The organism is Pseudomonas sp. 14P_5.3_Bac1 (genome assembly GCF_025466135.1).
Lineage (GTDB): Bacteria > Pseudomonadota > Gammaproteobacteria > Pseudomonadales > Pseudomonadaceae > Aquipseudomonas.
Genome location: NZ_JANLOF010000075.1, coordinates 22,820 through 39,975 on the forward strand (window position 1 = coordinate 22,820; position 17,156 = coordinate 39,975).

Sequence of the window (17,156 nt, forward strand, 5' to 3'; positions counted from 1 at the left end):
GGGTCCGGGCAGCCGTTTGAAGACGGCTTTTTTACCAAGGACCTCGGGTCAAAGAATGTAGGTTTGTTAAACGGTTTGTGTAGGACAACGGAGTTTCGTTATCAGAAACCGGCGTTCCACCCGCCACCCAATGCCTTGTACAGCGCAATGCTGGCTTGAAGACGCGATAACCGCAGTTGCACAGTTAAGTCCTGCGCCGCGTACAGTGTGCGTTGGGTTTCGAGCACCGTCAGCAAGTCTTCCGCACCGGCCTGGTAACGGCTTTCGGCGATCCGGAAGGCGGTCTGGGCCTGTTGCAGTTCTTCGCTTTGCCAATCGCGCTGCTGATCCAGGCGCGTGATGTTGCTCAGGGACTTTTCCACGTCGGCAAAGCCGTTGATGATGGCGCCGCGATAAGTCTGCAGCAGCTCATCCTGACGGGCGCGGGCCTTGTCGCGTTCGGCGCTTAAACGGCCATTGTTGAAGATCGGCGCCACCAGGCCCGAGGTCAGGTTGTAGTACGGGCTGCGCAGGAGTTCCTCGGCCTTGTAGGACCCCGAGCCCAGCGTGGCGCCCAAGGTCACCGTGGGCAGCATCGCCGCACGGGCCACCGTGACATCGGCACTGGCCGCCGCAAGCTGCGCTTCGGCCTGGGCCAGGTCGGGGCGGCGGCTCAGCAGTTGGCTGGGCACGCCCGGGCCAATGGTCGGCCAGGTCAGCGCCTGGAACGACTCGGCGCCCAGGTTCAACGCTTGCACGGGCTGGCCGAGGAGGGCGGCGAGGGTGATCAGCGATTCTTCGGCCACTTGCTGAATCAGCGGCAGTTGCCGTTGCTGGCTCGCCACCAGACTCTTCTGTTGCGCCAGTTCCAGGGCTGTGGCCGAGCCGGCGTCGTAGCGGGTCTGGACCAGGTCGAGCACATTGCGCGCATTCGCCAGGTTGAGCTCGGCGATCTGTTGGCGCTGGCGCGCGGCAAGGGTTTGCGCATAGCGGTCGGCGACGTTGCTGAGCAGCGTCAGCTCCACAGTGGCCTGGTCGAACTCACTGGCACGCAGGCTCTGCAGGGCACTGTCACGGGCGGCAGCACGGCCGCCCCAGAAATCCACTTCGTAGCTGGCGGTGAGGTCGGCGTCGAAGCTGTCGACGGTTTTATTACTTTCTGTAGCGTCCAGGGAAGAATTGCCGCTGCCGCGCAGCAGCTTTTCGCGGCTGGCGGAGAGGTTGAAATTCACCTCGGGCAACAACGGCGCACCGGCAATCACCGCGCTGGCCTGGGCCTGGCGCACGCGCGCCATGGCGGCCGCCACGTCATAGCTGTCGCGCCGGGCCTGGTCGATCAGGCGGTTGAGTTGCGGGCTGCCAAATTGCGTCCACCAACGCTGGTTGGTCGCTTGCGTGGCCTGTCGCTCGGCGTATTGCCACGCGGCGGGCGGCGCGATGCCGCTGTCGACCTGGGGCGGGTGGTCGGTGCAGGCGTTGAGCAACAGGCACAGGCTGAGCACGGACAGGTGCGGTGGAATGCATCGTTTATTCACTGGTCAACGCCTTAACCGGATCGAGCCGGGCAGCTTTACGGGCCGGCATAAAGCCGAATACGACACCGGTGACCAACGCACAGCCAAACGCGCCAAACACCGCCAACAAGGAAAATTGCACCGCCACCTCGGCCAGCACCAGCACGCCGCCGACCAGCAGCGCCAGAGCGATGCCGAACAGCCCGCCGACCACCGAAAGCATCACCGCCTCGGTGAGGAACTGGCGCAGGATGTCGCGCTGGCGCGCACCGGTGGCCATGCGGATACCAATCTCGCGCGTCCGCTCGCGCACGGTCATCAGCATGATGTTCATCACGCCGATACCGCCCACCAGCAGGGAAATCGCGGCAATCGAGCCGAGCATCAACGACAAGGTGTTCTGCGTGCGCGCCTCGGCCTGGATCATTGCCGCGTTATTGGTCAACTGGTAGTCGCGCTTGCCGTTGTGCAGCTTGAGCATCAACTGGTCGATGGCCAGTTCGGCCTCATGCACCTTGCGCGCATCGGCGGCGGCAATCGCCACGTATTCGGGGTTGTAGGTGCCGAACAGACGCACGCTGGCGGCGGTGTAGGGAATGGCGACACGGTCATCGCTGTCTTTGTTGCCGGAACTGGAGCCTTTTTCAGCCAGCACACCGATGACCTGGAAAGGCACGTTCTCGATCAGGATGTATTGGCCGATCGGTGTGGCGACGTTCTTGAACAGCTTCTCGCGGATACGGTGGCCGATCACTGCGACGGTGGCCCCGGCGCGCTCGTCAGCCTCGGTGAAGTAGCTGCCCTCGACCACCGGCCAGTTGAAGATCTCCGGGAAGTTGACGTCGTTGCCACCCACGTAGGCCAGGTAATCCAGATTGCCGAAGCGTACACCCGCGTCGCTGCCATTGACCGGCATGATGCGCTTGACCTGGGGCAGCGCCGCCAGGGCCGCGACATCGTTGAGGGTGACGATGCCCAGCGGCGTGCGCGGGTTGGGCGAGGAACCACTCAGGTAGATGATGTTGGAGCCGAACGCGCCCATCTGCGCCATGACCTGGCGCTTGCTGCCTTCGCCCACCGCCAGCATCACCACCACCGACGCCACGCCGATGATGATGCCCAGCAGTGTCAGCGCGGTGCGGAAGCGGTTGATCCACATCACCCGCCAGGCCGCTTGCACGGCGTCCACCAGTTCGGCTTTCCAGGCACCGTTGTGTTCGGCACCGTCGGCCAGGCGCTGGCGCAGGTCCACGGCTTGCAGCGCGCCGCTGTGGGCGGTGGCGGGCACGTGGGTATCGCGGGTTGCCGAGTCACTGATGATCAGGCCATCACGGATCTCGATGATGCGGTTGGCACGCGCCGCCACTTCGCGGTCGTGGGTAATCAGAATGACCACGTGGCCCTGGCCCGCCAGTTCATCCAGCAGCGCCATCACCTCGGCGCCGCTGTGGCTGTCGAGGGCGCCGGTGGGTTCGTCGGCGAGGATGATATGCCCGCCGTTCATCAGGGCGCGGGCAATGGACACGCGTTGTTGCTGGCCACCGGAGAGCTGGTGCGGGCGGTTGCCGGTGCGGTCGGCCAGGCCCAGGCGGGTCAGCAGCGCCTTGGCGCGGGCGTGCCGTTCGGCGGCGCTGATGCCGGCATAGATCGCCGGCATTTCGACGTTTTCCTGAGCCGAGCCCGACGGGATCAGGTGGTAGCCCTGGAACACGAAACCAAAGGCTTCGCGGCGCAGCCAGGCCAGTTCGTCGCTGTCCAGGTGCGCGACGTTTTCGCCGGCGAACAGATAGTCGCCCTCGGTGGGGCGATCAAGGCAGCCGAGAATGTTCATCAGCGTGGATTTGCCGGAGCCCGACGCGCCGACGATAGCGACGAATTCCCCGGCATGGATCGACAGGTCGATCCCGCGCAATACGTCGACCTGCGGGCTGTCGCCGCCGCCGTAGGATTTACGGATGTTCTTGAGTTCGATCAGCGGCGTGGTCAAGTCAACCCCCGTTGCCATCGACCGGGCCGATCAGCAGGTGATCGCCTTCGTTCAAGCCCTCAAGCACTTCGACCCGCAGGCGGTCGCTGATACCCAGGCGCACCGGGCGCTCCTCGATGTCGCCGTTTTTGGCCACCACCCGCGCGAACGGCCGGTCGGGGCCGTGGCTGCCCAGCAAGGCCGCCACGGGGGCGGTGAGTACGTCCTTGACCTGACTGGCAACGAAAAACACCTGGGTGGTCATTTCGGCCATCAGTGCATTGTCGGCGTTGTCCACATCCAGCAGCACGGTGTAGAGCACCACGCGGCCACTGCCGCTTTTGCTGGCGCTGCTGGGACTGCCACTGCCCTGGCTGGTTTCATTCAGCGGCTTGGGCGGTATCGGCAAGATCTGGCGCACGGTGCTGGTCCAGCGTCGGCTGCCACCGGCGAGGGTGGTGAAATAGGCGGTCATGCCCGGTTTGACGTGACCTATGTCGGCTTCGGAGACTTCGGCCCACACGGTCATCGGCGATAACTTGGCGATGCGCAGGATCAGCGGCGTCTGTTGCTGGGCGTTGAGGGTCTGGCCGACCCGTGCGTCCACCGCCACCACGGTGCCGCTCATGGGCGCGTAGATGCGGGTATAGCCCAATTCCGCCTCATCGCTGCGCAGGCTGGCCTGGGCCTGGCGGATCTGTGCCTGGAACATCTCGACCCGGGCCTGGGTGGCACTCAGTTCGGCCTTGGCGGTTTGCACGTCTTCCTCGCGGGTGGCGTTGCCGGCGGCCAGGCGCTGTTGACGCTGGTATTTCTGGCGCGCGAGTTCGTGCTGGGCCTTCTGTTCCTGCAGCTGGGCCTTGAGGTTTTCGATGGAATAGCGGCTGGCGTCGAGTTTGGCTTGTTGCGTGGAAGGGTCGATTTCCACCAGCAACTGGCCTTCCTTGACCTGATCCCCGGCCTCGACATGAATCTCGCGGATCTGCCCGGACGCCTGGGCGCCGACGTCGACATACCGGCGCGGTTGCAGCGTACCCAGCGCCGTGACGCTGTTTTCAATATTGCCGCGGGTGACGGTGACAGTGGACAGCGTATCGCGGCCGGGCGGCAGCACCTGCCAGGCGGCCACCGCAAGGAGGGGGATCAGGCACGCGACAGCGAGCAGGGCGCGTCGAGCGGGGCGAGGGCGTTTCATGCGTTGGTTCCAGCCAGGAAGTGAGGGCCGCAGTTGCGGGGGGCTGAGTGTTATACGAGAAAATTGCTCGCAGATTTAGGCGTTTACATACACGGAAACAGCTCTATGGAATAAAAAACTCGCGCATTGATGCAAGACTTCTTTAAAAGTAGATGAGAATTACTATAAATTGCACGCACTCAAACTGCCATCATCCATGGCCTGTCTTCTTTTTTAGTACTCAAGGATTTGATGCCGTCGCCCCTGACGGCCGGGAGTCATGGTGGAAAACTACTATCGCGAGCTGGTGTGTTTCCTCAACGCCAAGCTGGGCAACCGTCAGGTGGCCGAGGATGTGGTGCATGACGCTTATGTCCGAGTGCTGGAGCGCTCCAGTGACACGCCGATCGAACAACCGCGTGCGTTTTTGTACCGCACCGCGCTGAACCTGGTAATCGACGGTCATCGGCGTAACGCCTTGCGCCAGTCCGAACCCCTGGACGTACTGGATACCGAAGAGCGTTTCGCCACCAGTTCGCCGCATGCCTGCCACGATCAGGACCAGCGCCTGGAAATGCTCGAGCGTGCCCTGGCCGAGCTGCCGGCCACGTGCCGTGACAGCTTCCTGCTGCGCAAACTCGACGGCCTGTCCCACCCGCAAATCGCCGAACGCCTGAGTATTTCCCGCAGCCTGGTGGAAAAACACATCGTCAACGCCATGAAGCATTGCCGGGTGCGCATGCGCGAGTGGGACGCGCACTGATCAATGATCAGTTAAATTTTATTTCACTGTCCTCGTTTCCTATCAACACATGACCTGTTGTGCAGGTCTTGAAGGTATTCCCGCCCCACCGCCAAGGGGCTTATCCAGAGGACACTGGAATGACACAGGCAATTGCTTCGCCCGCGGTTCACGACCTGATCGGTATCGGTTTCGGCCCTTCGAACCTGGCGTTGGCCATCGCCCTGCAGGAGCGCGAAAAAGCCCAGGGCAAACTGGACGTGCTGTTTCTCGACAAACAGGCCGATTACCGTTGGCACGGCAATACCCTGGTGACCCAGAGCGAGCTGCAGATTTCGTTCCTCAAGGACCTAGTGACCTTGCGCAACCCCACCAGCCCCTATTCCTTCGTCAACTACCTCAAGGCCCACGACCGTCTGGTGGACTTCATCAACCTGGGCACGTTTTACCCGTGCCGCATGGAGTACAACGACTACCTGCGCTGGGTCGCGGGGCAGTTCCAGGCCCAGGCGCGCTACGGCGAGGAAGTGCTGGCCATCGAGCCGATCCTGCAACAGCAACACGTTGAAGCACTGCGCGTGATCTCCCGTGACGCGCTGGGCGAACAGCATGTGCGCACCACCCGTTCGGTGGTGGTCAGTGCCGGTGGCACGCCGCGTGTGCCTGAAGCGTTCAAGGCTCTCAAGGATGATGGCCGCGTGTTCCACCACTCCCAATACCTGGCACGCATGGCCCAGCAGCCGTGTGTTGAAGGCAAGGCGATGCGCATTGCGATCATCGGCGGTGGGCAAAGCGCGGCTGAAGCCTTTATCGACTTGAACGACAGTTTCCCGTCGGTGCAGGTCGACATGATCCTGCGCGGTTCGGCGCTCAAGCCCGCCGACGACAGCCCGTTCGTCAACGAAGTGTTCTCACCGGCGTTTACCGACCTGGTGTTCCAGCAGGTCGGCGCCGAGCGCGAACGCCTGGTGGCCGAGTACCAGAACACCAACTATTCGGTGGTTGACCTGGACCTGATCGAGCGCATCTACGGCATTTTTTATCGCCAGAAAGTCTCCGGTGTCGCCCGCCAGGCGTTCCGCACCATGACCGTGGTCGAGAAAGCCAGCGCCAGTCCGCTGGGCATCGAACTGTCCTTGCGCAACAACGCCAGCGGCGAAACCAGCGTCAGCCATTACGACGCGGTGATCCTGGCCACCGGTTACGAGCGCCAGATGCACCGCGAACTGCTCGCGCCGCTGGAAGCCTATATGGGCGACTTCGAGGTAGCGCGCGACTACCGCATCGTCACCGACGAGCGCTGCAAGGCCGGCATCTATATCCAGGGCTTCAGCCAGGCCAGTCATGGCTTGAGCGATACCTTGCTGTCGGTACTGCCGATTCGGGCGGATGAGATCGCGGCGTCGTTGTATGAAAACGATCGCCATCGGGGCAAAGCACGCTCGGTGCAGGACCTGCTTCTTGCAACTGCGAGCTGATCGAGCACAGTCCTACAGACGGCACTGGCGCCAAGGTTGAGCTACTGGTACTGTACAAAAAACCAGTATCGGTAGCTCTCCATGCAGTTGATCGAAAAACTCAGTATCCTCGCCGACGCCGCCAAGTACGATGCTTCCTGCGCCAGCAGTGGCGCGCCCAAGCGCAGTTCCGAGGGCAAGGCCGGGCTGGGTTCCACCGACGGCATGGGCATCTGCCACAGTTACACCCCGGACGGCCGTTGCGTGTCGTTGCTCAAGGTGTTGCTGACCAATTTCTGTCTTTACGACTGCCAATACTGCGTCAACCGCCGCTCCAGTGATGTGCCCCGTGCGCGTTTCAGCCCGGAGGAGGTGGTCACCCTGACCCTGGATTTCTACCGGCGCAATTGCGTCAGCGGGCTGTTTCTCAGTTCCGGCATCATTCGCTCGGCCGACTACACCATGGAGCAACTGGTCAGGGTCGCCAAGCTGTTGCGCGAAGAGCATGACTTTCGCGGCTATATCCACCTCAAGACCATTCCCGAAGCCGACCCTGCGCTGATCGCCGAAGCCGGGCGCTATGCCGATCGGCTCAGCGTGAACATCGAGTTGCCCACCGATGCCAGCCTGCAAACCCTGGCGCCGGAGAAGCAGATCGTTTCGATCAAACAGGCGATGCAAACCATCTACACCGGTGAACAAACCGTGCTTAACGAGCCGCGCGCGCCGCGTTTCGCGCCGGCAGGGCAGAGCACGCAGATGATCGTCGGCGCCGATGACACCGACGACAGCACCATCCTGCACGGCGCCGAGGCGCTGTACGGCAACTTCAAGTTGCGCCGCGTCTATTATTCGGCGTTCAGCCCCATCCCCAACAGCCCGAAAAGCGTGCCCCTGGCCGCGCCGCCGCTGATGCGCGAGCACCGTTTGTATCAGGCAGACTTTCTGTTGCGCAGTTACGGTTTCAGCGCCAACGAACTGTTTGAAGGCCCCGGTCACCTGGCGCTGGACATCGACCCCAAGCTGGCCTGGGCGCTGGAGCATCGCGAGGTGTTTCCGCTGGACTTGAATCGCGCCGAACCCACGTTGATTGCGCGCATCCCCGGCATCGGCTTGCGCACCACCCAGCGCCTGGTGGACCTGCGCCGCGAACGCAAGATCCGTTTTGAAGACCTGGCGCGCATGCGCTGCGTGCTGGCCAAGGCCAAGCCATTTTTCATCACCAGCGACTACCACCCACAACAGGCCGACACCACCAGCGTGTTGTTGCGCGAGCAACTGCGCGACCGCCCGCAGCCTCAGCAAATGGGGCTGTGGGGATGATCAGCCTGGAATGCGACAACCTGTTCAGCACCTGGCGCGAACAGGCGCGCTGGCTGCTCAGCCATCAGGTCGACCCCAGTCAGGTGAGCTGGGGCGAGGCCGAGGTGGCGGACCTGTTTGCCACTGACGAGCCGATTCCTGCGCAGCTTGGGCCGTTCCAGGCGCGAATTCCCAAGGTGCTGTTGGCGCTGTTGGAGTCGGCCGCCTGCTATCACGGCGATCAGCGTTGGAGCTTGCTCTACGAAGTGCTGTGGCGTGTCAGCCATGGCGACCGTACCGCCATGCTGGCCGGGGACAAACTGGGCAGTGAGTTGCAACGGCGGATCAAGCAGGTCAGTCGCGAAGCTCATCACCTGCACGCATTTGTGCGGTTTATCGCGCTGCCCCCGGAGGCCGGGCCAGAGTTGCCGGAGTACGTGGCCTGGCATGAGCCGGCCCATGACATATTGAAATCAGCCAGTCAGCACTTCATCGGGCGCATGGGCCGCCATCGCTGGATGATCGCCACGCCGCTGGATGGGGTGTATTACGACGGTCAGCAGTTGATTCATCAACGTGAATGCCCCGAAGCCTGGCAGCAACTGGCGCAAAAGGTCGAAGACCCTCACAGCGCCATGTGGCTGACTTACTACAGCCATATCTTCAACCCGGCGCGCTTGAACCCCAAGGTGATGGAAGGGCATTTGCCCAGTCGATTCTGGAAGAACCTGCCGGAGGGCAAGTTGATTCCGGGGTTGATCAGCGAGGCGCGGACGGGCAAGCAGCGCGATGGGCAGGCAAAGCTGATTGGGACCAAGCCGGGCAAGCGTATCTCCAGCGGGCACGGTTAAAAATGCGAGAGAGGGCGGGTTCCCGATAGCGGTGTGTCAGTCACCGAATGCATCGCCAGACACGCCCTTATCGGGAGCAAGCTCCCTCCCACTGTTGATTTCGTGGGCGCTGGCTTGCCGGCGATGGCCGTGTATCAGTGCCAACTGTACTAACAGATAGATCGCTATCGCAGGCAACCCAGCTCCCACATTAGTATGGCGGTGCTAATGAAATCTGTTTTCAGCCAGGAGCAATCATGTCTACCGCCGTTCGTCTCGCCCAGGCAGCCGATGCCGAGGGGATCAGCCAGGTCATCCTGGCGGCCTTACACAGCAGCAATGCGCGGGATTACCCGGCGGATGTGATCGCTCGCGTGGCGAGCAATTTTACCCCTGACGCCGTGCTGGCCTTGCTCCAGCGTCGGGTTGTGCTGGTGGCGGTGCAGGGGCAGGTGATCGTCGCCACTGCGGCGCTGGATGCCAATGTGGTGCGCTCGGTATTCGTCAACCCGGCATTGCAGGGGCAGGGCATTGGCCGGTTGCTGATGATTGAGATCGAACTGCGTGCGCGAGAGGCCGGGGTGACGGTCTTGAGCGTGCCGTCTTCGCTGACCGCCGAGCCGTTCTACACCAAGATGGGTTTCCACACCGTGCGCGACGTCTACCACGGTAACGAGCGCACGCTGGTGATGGAGAAAGCACTGTTATCCCGCCACCCCATCGGGCCGTATCGCGACCGTCAGCACCGTGCGCAAGTGGTGGCTTTGTGGCAGCAGGCGTTCGGGTACGACACCGCGCACAACCTGCCGACATTGGCGATTGATAAGAAGCTGGCGGTCAACGATGGGCTGTTTTTTGTGGCCACGGATAAAAAGGCTGTGATCGGCAGCATTCTGGCCGGTTACGACGGGCATCGTGGTTGGCTGTATTCGGTGGCGGTACACAGCGATTATCGCCGGCAGGGCCTGGGGGCTTCGTTGGTGCGGTATGCCGAACAGGCGCTGACTGCACTGGGGTGCATGAAGATCAATTTGCAGATTACTGGCGGCAATGATGCGGTGGTGGGGTTTTATGAGGCGCTGGGGTATGGGGTGGAGCCGAGGATCAGTATGGGCAAGAAGGTCGCCGTGAATATCCCGCCGCAATCCTGAAAACACCGTAGCGCAAATGTGGGAGCGGGCTTGCCCGCGATGGCGGTCTATCAGTCAACTTATTCAGTCACTGATAGACCACTATCGCAGGCAAGCCAGCTCCCACATGGGTTTTGTGGTGTTGCTGGCTTTTGGGCTTAGACCTTGACGATCCAGCCTTCTGGCGCCTCGACGTCGCCGGTTTGCACGCCGGTCAGCTCTTTGTAGAGCCGCTGGGTGATCGGGCCGACTTCGGTTTCGCTGTGGAACACGTGCAGCTTGCCGTTGTACTGGATGCCGCCGATCGGCGAGATCACGGCGGCTGTGCCGCAGGCACCGGCTTCCTTGAACTGATCCAGTTTGTCGATGAACACTTCGCCCTCAACCACTTTCAGGCCCAGGCGCGACTGGGCCAGCTCGATCAGCGACAGGCGGGTAATGCCTGGCAGCACCGAAGGCGACTTCGGCGTGATGAACTGGTTGTCGTGGGTGATCCCGAAGAAGTTGGCCGAGCCGACTTCTTCGATCTTCGAATGGGTCATCGGGTCCAGGTAGATCGCGTCGGCGAAACCGGATTTTTTCGCTTCGGCACCCGGCATCAGGCTGGCAGCGTAGTTGCCACCCACTTTGGCGGCGCCGGTGCCTTGTGGGGCGGCGCGGTCGAAAGTGGAGATTTGGAAGTTGTGCGGCACCAGGCCGCCTTTGAAGTAGGCGCCGACCGGGATCGCGAAGACCGAGAAGATGAACTCCGGCGCGGTACGCACGCCGATGTTGTCACCGGTACCGATCACGAACGGGCGCAGGTACAGCGCGCCGCCGCTGCCGTACGGCGGGATGAACCGCTCGTTGGCCTTGACCACTTGTTTGCACGCTTCGATGAAGTCTTCGGTCGACACGTGCGGCATCAGCAGGCGTGCACAGCTGCGCTGCATGCGCGCGGCATTCTGGTCAGGGCGGAACAGGTTGATCGAACCGTCCTTGCAACGATAGGCCTTGAGGCCTTCAAAGCATTGCTGGCCATAGTGCAGGGCGGTGGAGCCCTCGCTGATGTGCAGCACGTTGTCGTCGGTCAGGGTGCCTTCTTGCCATTCGCCGTTTTTCCAGACCTGGAGAAACCGCTTGTCGGTCTTGATGTAGTCAAAACCCAGCTTGTCCCAATTGATGCTTTCGTTACCCATGACACCCTCTATCTCTGGTCAACCGCCTGGTCGAAGGCAGGCTTGTCGGTTTTTTTCTGGATGGGCGCAACAATACTGCATTATTGGCCGGTGTAGGAGCAGGTGGGTGGGCCGTTCAGCATGTGTGTGGGCTGATCCACCGTTATCGCAGGCAAGCCAGCTCCCACATTTGGAATGCATTCCCCTGTGGGAGCCGGGCTTGCCCGCGATAGCCTCACCGCGGATTTACAGGTGCAGCGCGTGGCCCAAGGCTCTTAAAGCCGCCTCTTGTACAGCTTCGCCGAGCGTCGGGTGGGCATGGATGGTGCCGGCCACATCTTCCAGACGCGCGCCCATTTCCAGGCTCAGGCCGAAGGCGGTGGACAGCTCGGAGACGCCCACGCCAACCGCTTGCCAGCCCACGATCAGGTGGTTGTCACGCCGCGCGACCACACGCACAAAGCCGGTTTTCGACTCCAGTGTCATCGCCCGGCCATTGGCCGCAAACGGGAAGCTCGACACGATGCAGTCCAGGCCCGCGGCCTTGGCTTCATCCGGGGTCTTGCCGACCACCACCAGTTCCGGGTCGGTAAAGCACACGGCCGGGATCGCCGCCGGGTTGAACTCGCGGGATTTACCGCTGATCAGTTCGGCCACCATCTCGCCCTGAGCCATGGCGCGGTGGGCCAGCATCGGCTCGCCGCTCAGGTCGCCGATCGCCCAGACATTGCGCATGCTGGTCTGGCAACGGCTGTCGATCCTGATTGCCGAACCGTTCATGTCCAGGTTCAGCGCTTCAAGGTTCCAGCCCTGGGTATTGGGTTTGCGACCCACAGCCACCAGCACCTGATCGGTTTCCAGCGACAAGGTGTCGCCATTTGGATCGCGCACTTGCAGGCACTGGTTCTCAAAACCGGTGACGCTGTGCTTGAGGTACAGCTTCATGCCCAGTTGCTTGAGGGATTCGGCCACCGGCAATGTCAGCTCGGCGTCGTAGGCGGGCAGGATATGTTCCTGCGCCTCGACCACACTGACCTCGGCGCCGAGCTTGCAGTAGGCAATGCCCAGCTCCAGACCGATATAGCCGCCACCCACCACAATCAGGCGCTTGGGCACATGCGTGGGCGCCAGGGCTTCGGTGGAGGAGATGATCGGCCCGCCAATCGGCAGCATCGGCAGGTTGACGCTCTTCGAGCCGGTGGCCAGCAGCAGGTGTTCGCAGTGGATACGCTGGTCACCGACGTCGATGGTCTTGCCGTCGACCACCTTGGCCCAGCCGTGAATCACCTGCACTTTGTGCTTTTTCAGCAGCGCGGCGACGCCCGTGGTCAGGCGATCGACAATGCCGTCTTTCCATTCCACGCTCTTGCGGATATCCAGCGTCGGCACGTCGACTTCGATGCCCAACTGCGAACCCTGACTGTGGTGCACGGTTTGCTGAAATTGCTCAGCCACGTGAATCAAGGCTTTGGACGGAATGCAGCCGATGTTCAGGCAAGTGCCGCCCAACGCCTGGCCTTCGACCAGAATGGTCGGGATGCCCAACTGGCCAGCGCGAATCGCCGCCACGTAGCCGCCAGGGCCGCCACCGATGATCAGCAGCGTGGTGTGTAATGTCTGAGACATGCCTTACTCCAAAAACAGGCTGGCGGGTTGTTCGAGCAGGCCGCGAATGGCCTGGATGAATTGCGCCGCGTCCATGCCGTCGACCACGCGGTGATCAAAGGAGCTGGAGAGGTTCATCATCTTGCGAATCACGATCTGGCCCTTGATCACCATCGGCCGCTCGACGATGCGGTTGACGCCGACGATGGCCACTTCCGGCAGGTTCAGCACCGGCGTGCTGACGATACCGCCCAGCGCGCCCAGGCTGGTCAGGGTGATCGTCGAACCCGACAGCTCGTCACGACTGGCCTTGCCATTGCGTGCGGCGATGGCCAAACGCGCGATTTCCTCGGCGTTGCCCCACAGGCTGCGCGCTTCGGCGTGACGCACCACTGGCACCATCAGGCCGACGTCGCTCTGGGTGGCGACGCCCACATGCACCGCGCCAAGGCGGGTGATGACTTGGGCTTCGTCGTCATACCGCGCGTTGATCTGCGGAAAATCGCGCAACGCCACGACCATGGCGCGCACGATAAACGGCAGCAGGGTCAGCTTGCCGCGCGTGGCACCGTGCTTCTCGTTGAGGTGCACGCGCAACTCGTCGAGGGCGGTGACGTCGATTTCTTCCACATAGCTGAAATGCGCGGCGCGCCGGGTGGCGTCCTGCATGCGCTGGGCAATCTTGCGGCGCATGCCGATCACCGGGATTTGTTCTTCGTCGGTGCGTTCGGCGTAGGGGTTGGCAACGGCTTTATTTTGCGCCGGACGCTGGAGCAAGAAAGCCTCCAAATCTTCGTGCAGAATCCGGCCGGCCGGACCAGAGCCCTGCACCAGGCGTAGCTGGATGCCAGCATCCAAGGCATGTTTACGCACGGCAGGCGAGGCCAATGGGCGTTCGTCAGCTTCCCGGGCCACAGGTGCTTGAGCCGCAACCACGGGCGCAGGCTTGCTTGGCGCTGGCGCGGGTTTGGCTTCAGCAACCGGCGCAGGTGCGGGTGCAGGTGCAGCGTCAGCCGGTGCAGCCACCGCCGGTACATCCTTGGCGTTACCCGCGCCTTCCACTTCAATGCTGATCAAAATACTGCCCACGGCCATGACTTCACCCGGCTCGCCGCCGAGGGAAATCACTTTGCCGTGCACCGGCGAGGGAATGTCCACCATCGCCTTATCGGTCATCACATCCGCCAGCACCTGGTCTTCAACCACCAGGTCGCCGACTTTCACGTGCCATACCGACAGTTCAACTTCTGCGATGCCTTCGCCAATGTCCGGCATCTTGATAACGTGCGTGCCCATTCAGACCTCCATGACCCGTTTCAACGCCGCGCCCACGCGGGACGGCCCTGGGAAATACGCCCACTCCTGCGCGTGCGGGTAGGGGGTGTCCCAGCCGGTGACGCGTTCGATCGGCGCTTCCAGGTGATGGAAGCAATGCTCTTGCACCAGCGACACCAGCTCGGCACCAAAACCGCAGGTGCGGGTGGCTTCGTGCACCACCACGCAACGGCCGGTCTTTTTCACCGACTTGACGATGGTTTCCAAATCCAGCGGCCACAGGCTGCGCAGGTCGATAACCTCGGCGTCGATGCCGGTTTCTTCGGCGGCCACTTGCGACACATACACGGTGGTGCCGTAGGTCAGCACGGTGACGGCCGAGCCTGGACGCACGATGGCGGCCACGTCCAGTGGCACGGTGTAGTACCCGTCCGGGACTTGCGCTTGCGGGTGTTTCGACCACGGCGTTACCGGGCGGTCGTGGTGGCCGTCGAACGGGCCGTTGTACAGGCGTTTGGGCTCGAGGAAGATCACCGGGTCGTCGTTTTCGATCGAGGCAATCAGCAGGCCTTTGGCGTCATACGGGTTGGACGGCATCACCGTGCGCAGGCCGCAGACCTGGGTGAACACCGCTTCGATGCTCTGGCTGTGGGTCTGGCCGCCGTAGATGCCGCCGCCGCAGGGCATGCGCATGGTCAGCGGCGCAGTGAACTGGCCGGCCGAGCGATAACGCAGGCGTGCAGCTTCGGAGATGATCTGGTCGGTCGCGGGGTAGACGTAGTCGGCGAACTGGATTTCTGCCACCGGGCGCAGCCCGTAGGCCCCCATGCCCACCGCCACACCTACGATGCCGCTTTCGGAGATCGGCGCGTCGAATACCCGCGAGCTGCCGTACTTGTTCTGCAAGCCTTCGGTGCAACGGAACACGCCGCCGAAGTAACCGACGTCCTGGCCGAACACCACCACGTTATCGTCACGCTCAAGCATCACATCCATGGCCGAGCGCAAGGCCTGGATCATGGTCATGGTGGTGGTGGTCATGGCGGTTTCCACTTCGATACTGTTGTTGTGATCGTTCATGGTCAGATCCCCAACTCTTGACGCTGGCGCTTCAAGTGCTCCGGCATCTCTTTATAAACGTCTTCGAACATGGTCGCGGCGCTTGGAATCTGGCCACCGGCCAGGGTGCCGTACTGTTCGGCTTCTTTTTGCGCCTTGATCACTTCGGCCTCAAGTTCGGCACTGACCGCCGCGTGTTCCTCTTCGGACCACTGGCCAATCTTGATCAAGTGCTGTTTGAGGCGGGCAATCGGGTCGCCCAGCGGGAAGTGGCTCCAGTCGTCGGCGGGACGGTATTTGGAAGGATCATCGGAGGTCGAGTGCGGGCCGGCGCGGTAGGTGACCCACTCGATCAGCGTTGGCCCGAGGTTGCGGCGCGCACGCTCGGCCGCCCAGGCGGAGGCGGCATACACCGCGATAAAGTCGTTGCCGTCCACGCGCAGGGAAGCGATACCGCAACCGACGCCGCGTCCGGCGAAGGTGGTGGCTTCACCGCCAGCAATGGCCTGGAAGGTGGAAATGGCCCACTGGTTGTTGACCACGTTGAGAATCACTGGCGCACGGTAGACGTGGGCGAAGGTGAGGGCGGTGTGGAAGTCGGATTCGGCGGTGGCGCCGTCGCCGATCCAGGCCGAGGCAATTTTGGTGTCGCCCTTGATCGCCGAGGCCATGCCCCAGCCCACACCTTGTACGAATTGGGTGGCGAGGTTGCCGGAAATAGTAAAGAAGCCAGCGTCCTTGACCGAGTACATGATGGGCAACTGACGGCCCTTGAGCGGGTCGCGCTCGTTGGACAGCAGTTGGCAGATCAGGTCCACCAGCGGCACTTCGCGCGCCATCAGGATGCTTTGCTGGCGATAGGTGGGGAAGCACATGTCGTCGATGTTCAAGGCCAGGGCCTGAGCGCTGCCGATGGCTTCTTCGCCAAGGCTTTGCATGTAGAACGACATTTTTTTCTGGCGCTGGGCGACCACCATGCGGTTGTCGAAGATCCGCGTCTTGAGCATGGCGCGCATGCCTTTGCGCAGGATCTCGACGGGAATGCCCTCGGCCCACGGGCCAAGGGCCTGGCCCTGGTCGTCGAGCACGCGAATCAGGCCCTTGGCCAGGTCGGCGGTGTCGGCGGGTTCTACGTCGATGGCGGGTTTGCGCACCAGGCCGGCGTCGGTCAGACGCAGGTAGGTAAAGTCGGTCTTGCAGCCTGGGCGGCCCGAGGGTTCGGGCACGTGCAGGCGCAGTGGTTCGTACTGCTGGGTCATGGCTTTCTACGCTCTATCTTGTGAATTTCTTGTAGTGGGCGCGCTAGCTGACAGTCCGTCTCCGGGTAGGAGAAATCTTGTCCTACAACAATCATAGGCGTGGCGTAGAAGAATATTTATCTCTGTTTCGTTGCGCTCGTGATCATTTGCGGATAAAAAAACTGCATAAACATAATAAGCAGGTGATTTTGTCTCATGCGCAAACTGGACCGTACCGATATCGGCATTCTCAACGCCCTGCAGGAGAACGCGCGCATCACGAACGCCGACCTCGCCCGCTCGGTCAACCTGTCACCCACACCGTGTTTCAACCGGGTGAAGGCGATGGAGGAGCTGGGGTTGATTCGTGACCAGGTCACGCTGCTCGATGCCGATTTGCTCGGGCTGCATGTCAACGTGTTTATTCATGTGAGCCTGGAAAAGCAGAACGAGCTGGCGTTGCAGCAGTTCGAAGGCGCGATCTCGGACCGCCCGGAAGTGATGGAGTGTTACCTGATGGCCGGCGACCCGGACTACCTGATCCGCGTGCTGGTGCCGACGATCCAGTCGCTGGAGCGCTTCATGATGGACTTTCTGACCAAAGTGCCCGGCGTCGCGAATATCCGCTCAAGCTTTGCGCTCAAGCAAGTGCGCTACAAGACCGCGCTGCCTTTACCCGCCAATGGCATCAACCTCGGCACATAACCTCAGCCACGCCGCTGTAAAAG

Annotated in this window: 14 protein-coding genes; 6 read left to right on the forward strand and 8 right to left on the reverse strand. The window is 62.1% G+C overall.

Going from position 1 to position 17,156, the window contains the following annotated elements; translation table 11 throughout:
- Positions 1 to 101: 101 nt before the first annotated feature.
- From NTD89_RS19730 to NTD89_RS19740, 3 genes are read right to left on the reverse strand one after another with little or no spacing between them, the layout of a single operon-like run.
- Positions 102 to 1,514 carry an efflux transporter outer membrane subunit gene (locus NTD89_RS19730; protein WP_262209223.1) on the reverse strand — a complete coding sequence of 471 codons (1,413 nt, stop codon included), beginning with the start codon at positions 1,512 to 1,514 and terminating at the stop codon, positions 102 to 104.
- Entirely contained in the window at positions 1,507 to 3,498 is a 1,992-nt protein-coding gene (locus NTD89_RS19735) for a MacB family efflux pump subunit (protein ID WP_145163715.1), read from the reverse strand. Before NTD89_RS19735 ends, NTD89_RS19730 begins: the two co-directional genes overlap by 8 nt.
- Positions 3,482 to 4,654, reverse strand: coding sequence for an efflux RND transporter periplasmic adaptor subunit (locus NTD89_RS19740; protein ID WP_262209225.1), 1,173 nt, complete (start codon positions 4,652 to 4,654; stop codon positions 3,482 to 3,484). Before NTD89_RS19740 ends, NTD89_RS19735 begins: the two co-directional genes overlap by 17 nt.
- Positions 4,655 to 4,913: 259 nt before the next feature.
- On the opposite strand from NTD89_RS19740, the gene NTD89_RS19745 reads away from it, so the two are divergent.
- The 5 genes from NTD89_RS19745 to NTD89_RS19765 all read left to right on the forward strand — a co-directional run bounded on the left by NTD89_RS19745 (position 4,914) and on the right by NTD89_RS19765 (position 10,115).
- Positions 4,914 to 5,396, forward strand: coding sequence for a sigma-70 family RNA polymerase sigma factor (locus NTD89_RS19745; protein WP_145163719.1), 483 nt, complete (start codon positions 4,914 to 4,916; stop codon positions 5,394 to 5,396).
- A gap of 119 nt (positions 5,397 to 5,515) precedes the next feature.
- On the forward strand, positions 5,516 to 6,853 hold the full coding sequence (locus tag NTD89_RS19750) for a lysine N(6)-hydroxylase/L-ornithine N(5)-oxygenase family protein (protein ID WP_106578884.1): 1,338 nt from the start codon (positions 5,516 to 5,518) through the stop codon (positions 6,851 to 6,853).
- Positions 6,854 to 6,934: 81 nt separating this feature from the next.
- A complete protein-coding gene (locus tag NTD89_RS19755; RefSeq protein ID WP_106578883.1) occupies positions 6,935 to 8,155 on the forward strand; it encodes a putative DNA modification/repair radical SAM protein in 1,221 nt (406 codons plus the stop codon).
- Positions 8,152 to 8,985, forward strand: coding sequence for a TIGR03915 family putative DNA repair protein (locus tag NTD89_RS19760; RefSeq protein WP_262209229.1), 834 nt, complete (start codon positions 8,152 to 8,154; stop codon positions 8,983 to 8,985). The genes NTD89_RS19755 and NTD89_RS19760 overlap by 4 nt, the downstream gene beginning before the upstream one ends.
- 236 nt (positions 8,986 to 9,221) lie before the next feature.
- Positions 9,222 to 10,115 carry a GNAT family acetyltransferase gene (locus NTD89_RS19765; protein WP_145163723.1) on the forward strand — a complete coding sequence of 298 codons (894 nt, stop codon included), beginning with the start codon at positions 9,222 to 9,224 and terminating at the stop codon, positions 10,113 to 10,115.
- Positions 10,116 to 10,252: 137 nt separating this feature from the next.
- Here the strand turns inward: NTD89_RS19765 and NTD89_RS19770 are convergent, their stop codons facing one another.
- From NTD89_RS19770 to NTD89_RS19790, 5 genes are all read right to left on the reverse strand, one after another.
- Positions 10,253 to 11,272, reverse strand: a complete 1,020-nt coding sequence (locus NTD89_RS19770; RefSeq protein ID WP_242199289.1) for a branched-chain amino acid aminotransferase — start codon at positions 11,270 to 11,272, stop codon at positions 10,253 to 10,255.
- Between the two features lie 225 nt (positions 11,273 to 11,497).
- Positions 11,498 to 12,877, reverse strand: a complete 1,380-nt coding sequence (gene lpdA, locus NTD89_RS19775; protein ID WP_262209231.1) for a dihydrolipoyl dehydrogenase — start codon at positions 12,875 to 12,877, stop codon at positions 11,498 to 11,500.
- Between the two features lie 3 nt (positions 12,878 to 12,880).
- Positions 12,881 to 14,152, reverse strand: a complete 1,272-nt coding sequence (locus NTD89_RS19780; RefSeq protein WP_262209233.1) for a dihydrolipoamide acetyltransferase family protein — start codon at positions 14,150 to 14,152, stop codon at positions 12,881 to 12,883.
- On the reverse strand, positions 14,153 to 15,211 hold the full coding sequence (locus tag NTD89_RS19785; protein WP_016974130.1) for an alpha-ketoacid dehydrogenase subunit beta: 1,059 nt from the start codon (positions 15,209 to 15,211) through the stop codon (positions 14,153 to 14,155). It abuts the gene before it with no gap.
- Positions 15,212 to 15,213: 2 nt separating this feature from the next.
- Complete coding sequence (locus tag NTD89_RS19790) at positions 15,214 to 16,449, reverse strand: 3-methyl-2-oxobutanoate dehydrogenase (2-methylpropanoyl-transferring) subunit alpha (RefSeq protein ID WP_262209235.1); 1,236 nt, start codon at positions 16,447 to 16,449, stop codon at positions 15,214 to 15,216.
- A 195-nt stretch (positions 16,450 to 16,644) separates the two neighbouring features.
- Here NTD89_RS19790 and bkdR point away from each other — a divergent pair, with 195 nt between their 5' ends.
- A complete protein-coding gene (gene bkdR / locus NTD89_RS19795; RefSeq protein WP_078743488.1) occupies positions 16,645 to 17,133 on the forward strand; it encodes a Bkd operon transcriptional regulator BkdR in 489 nt (162 codons plus the stop codon).
- Positions 17,134 to 17,156: the final 23 nt, after the last annotated feature.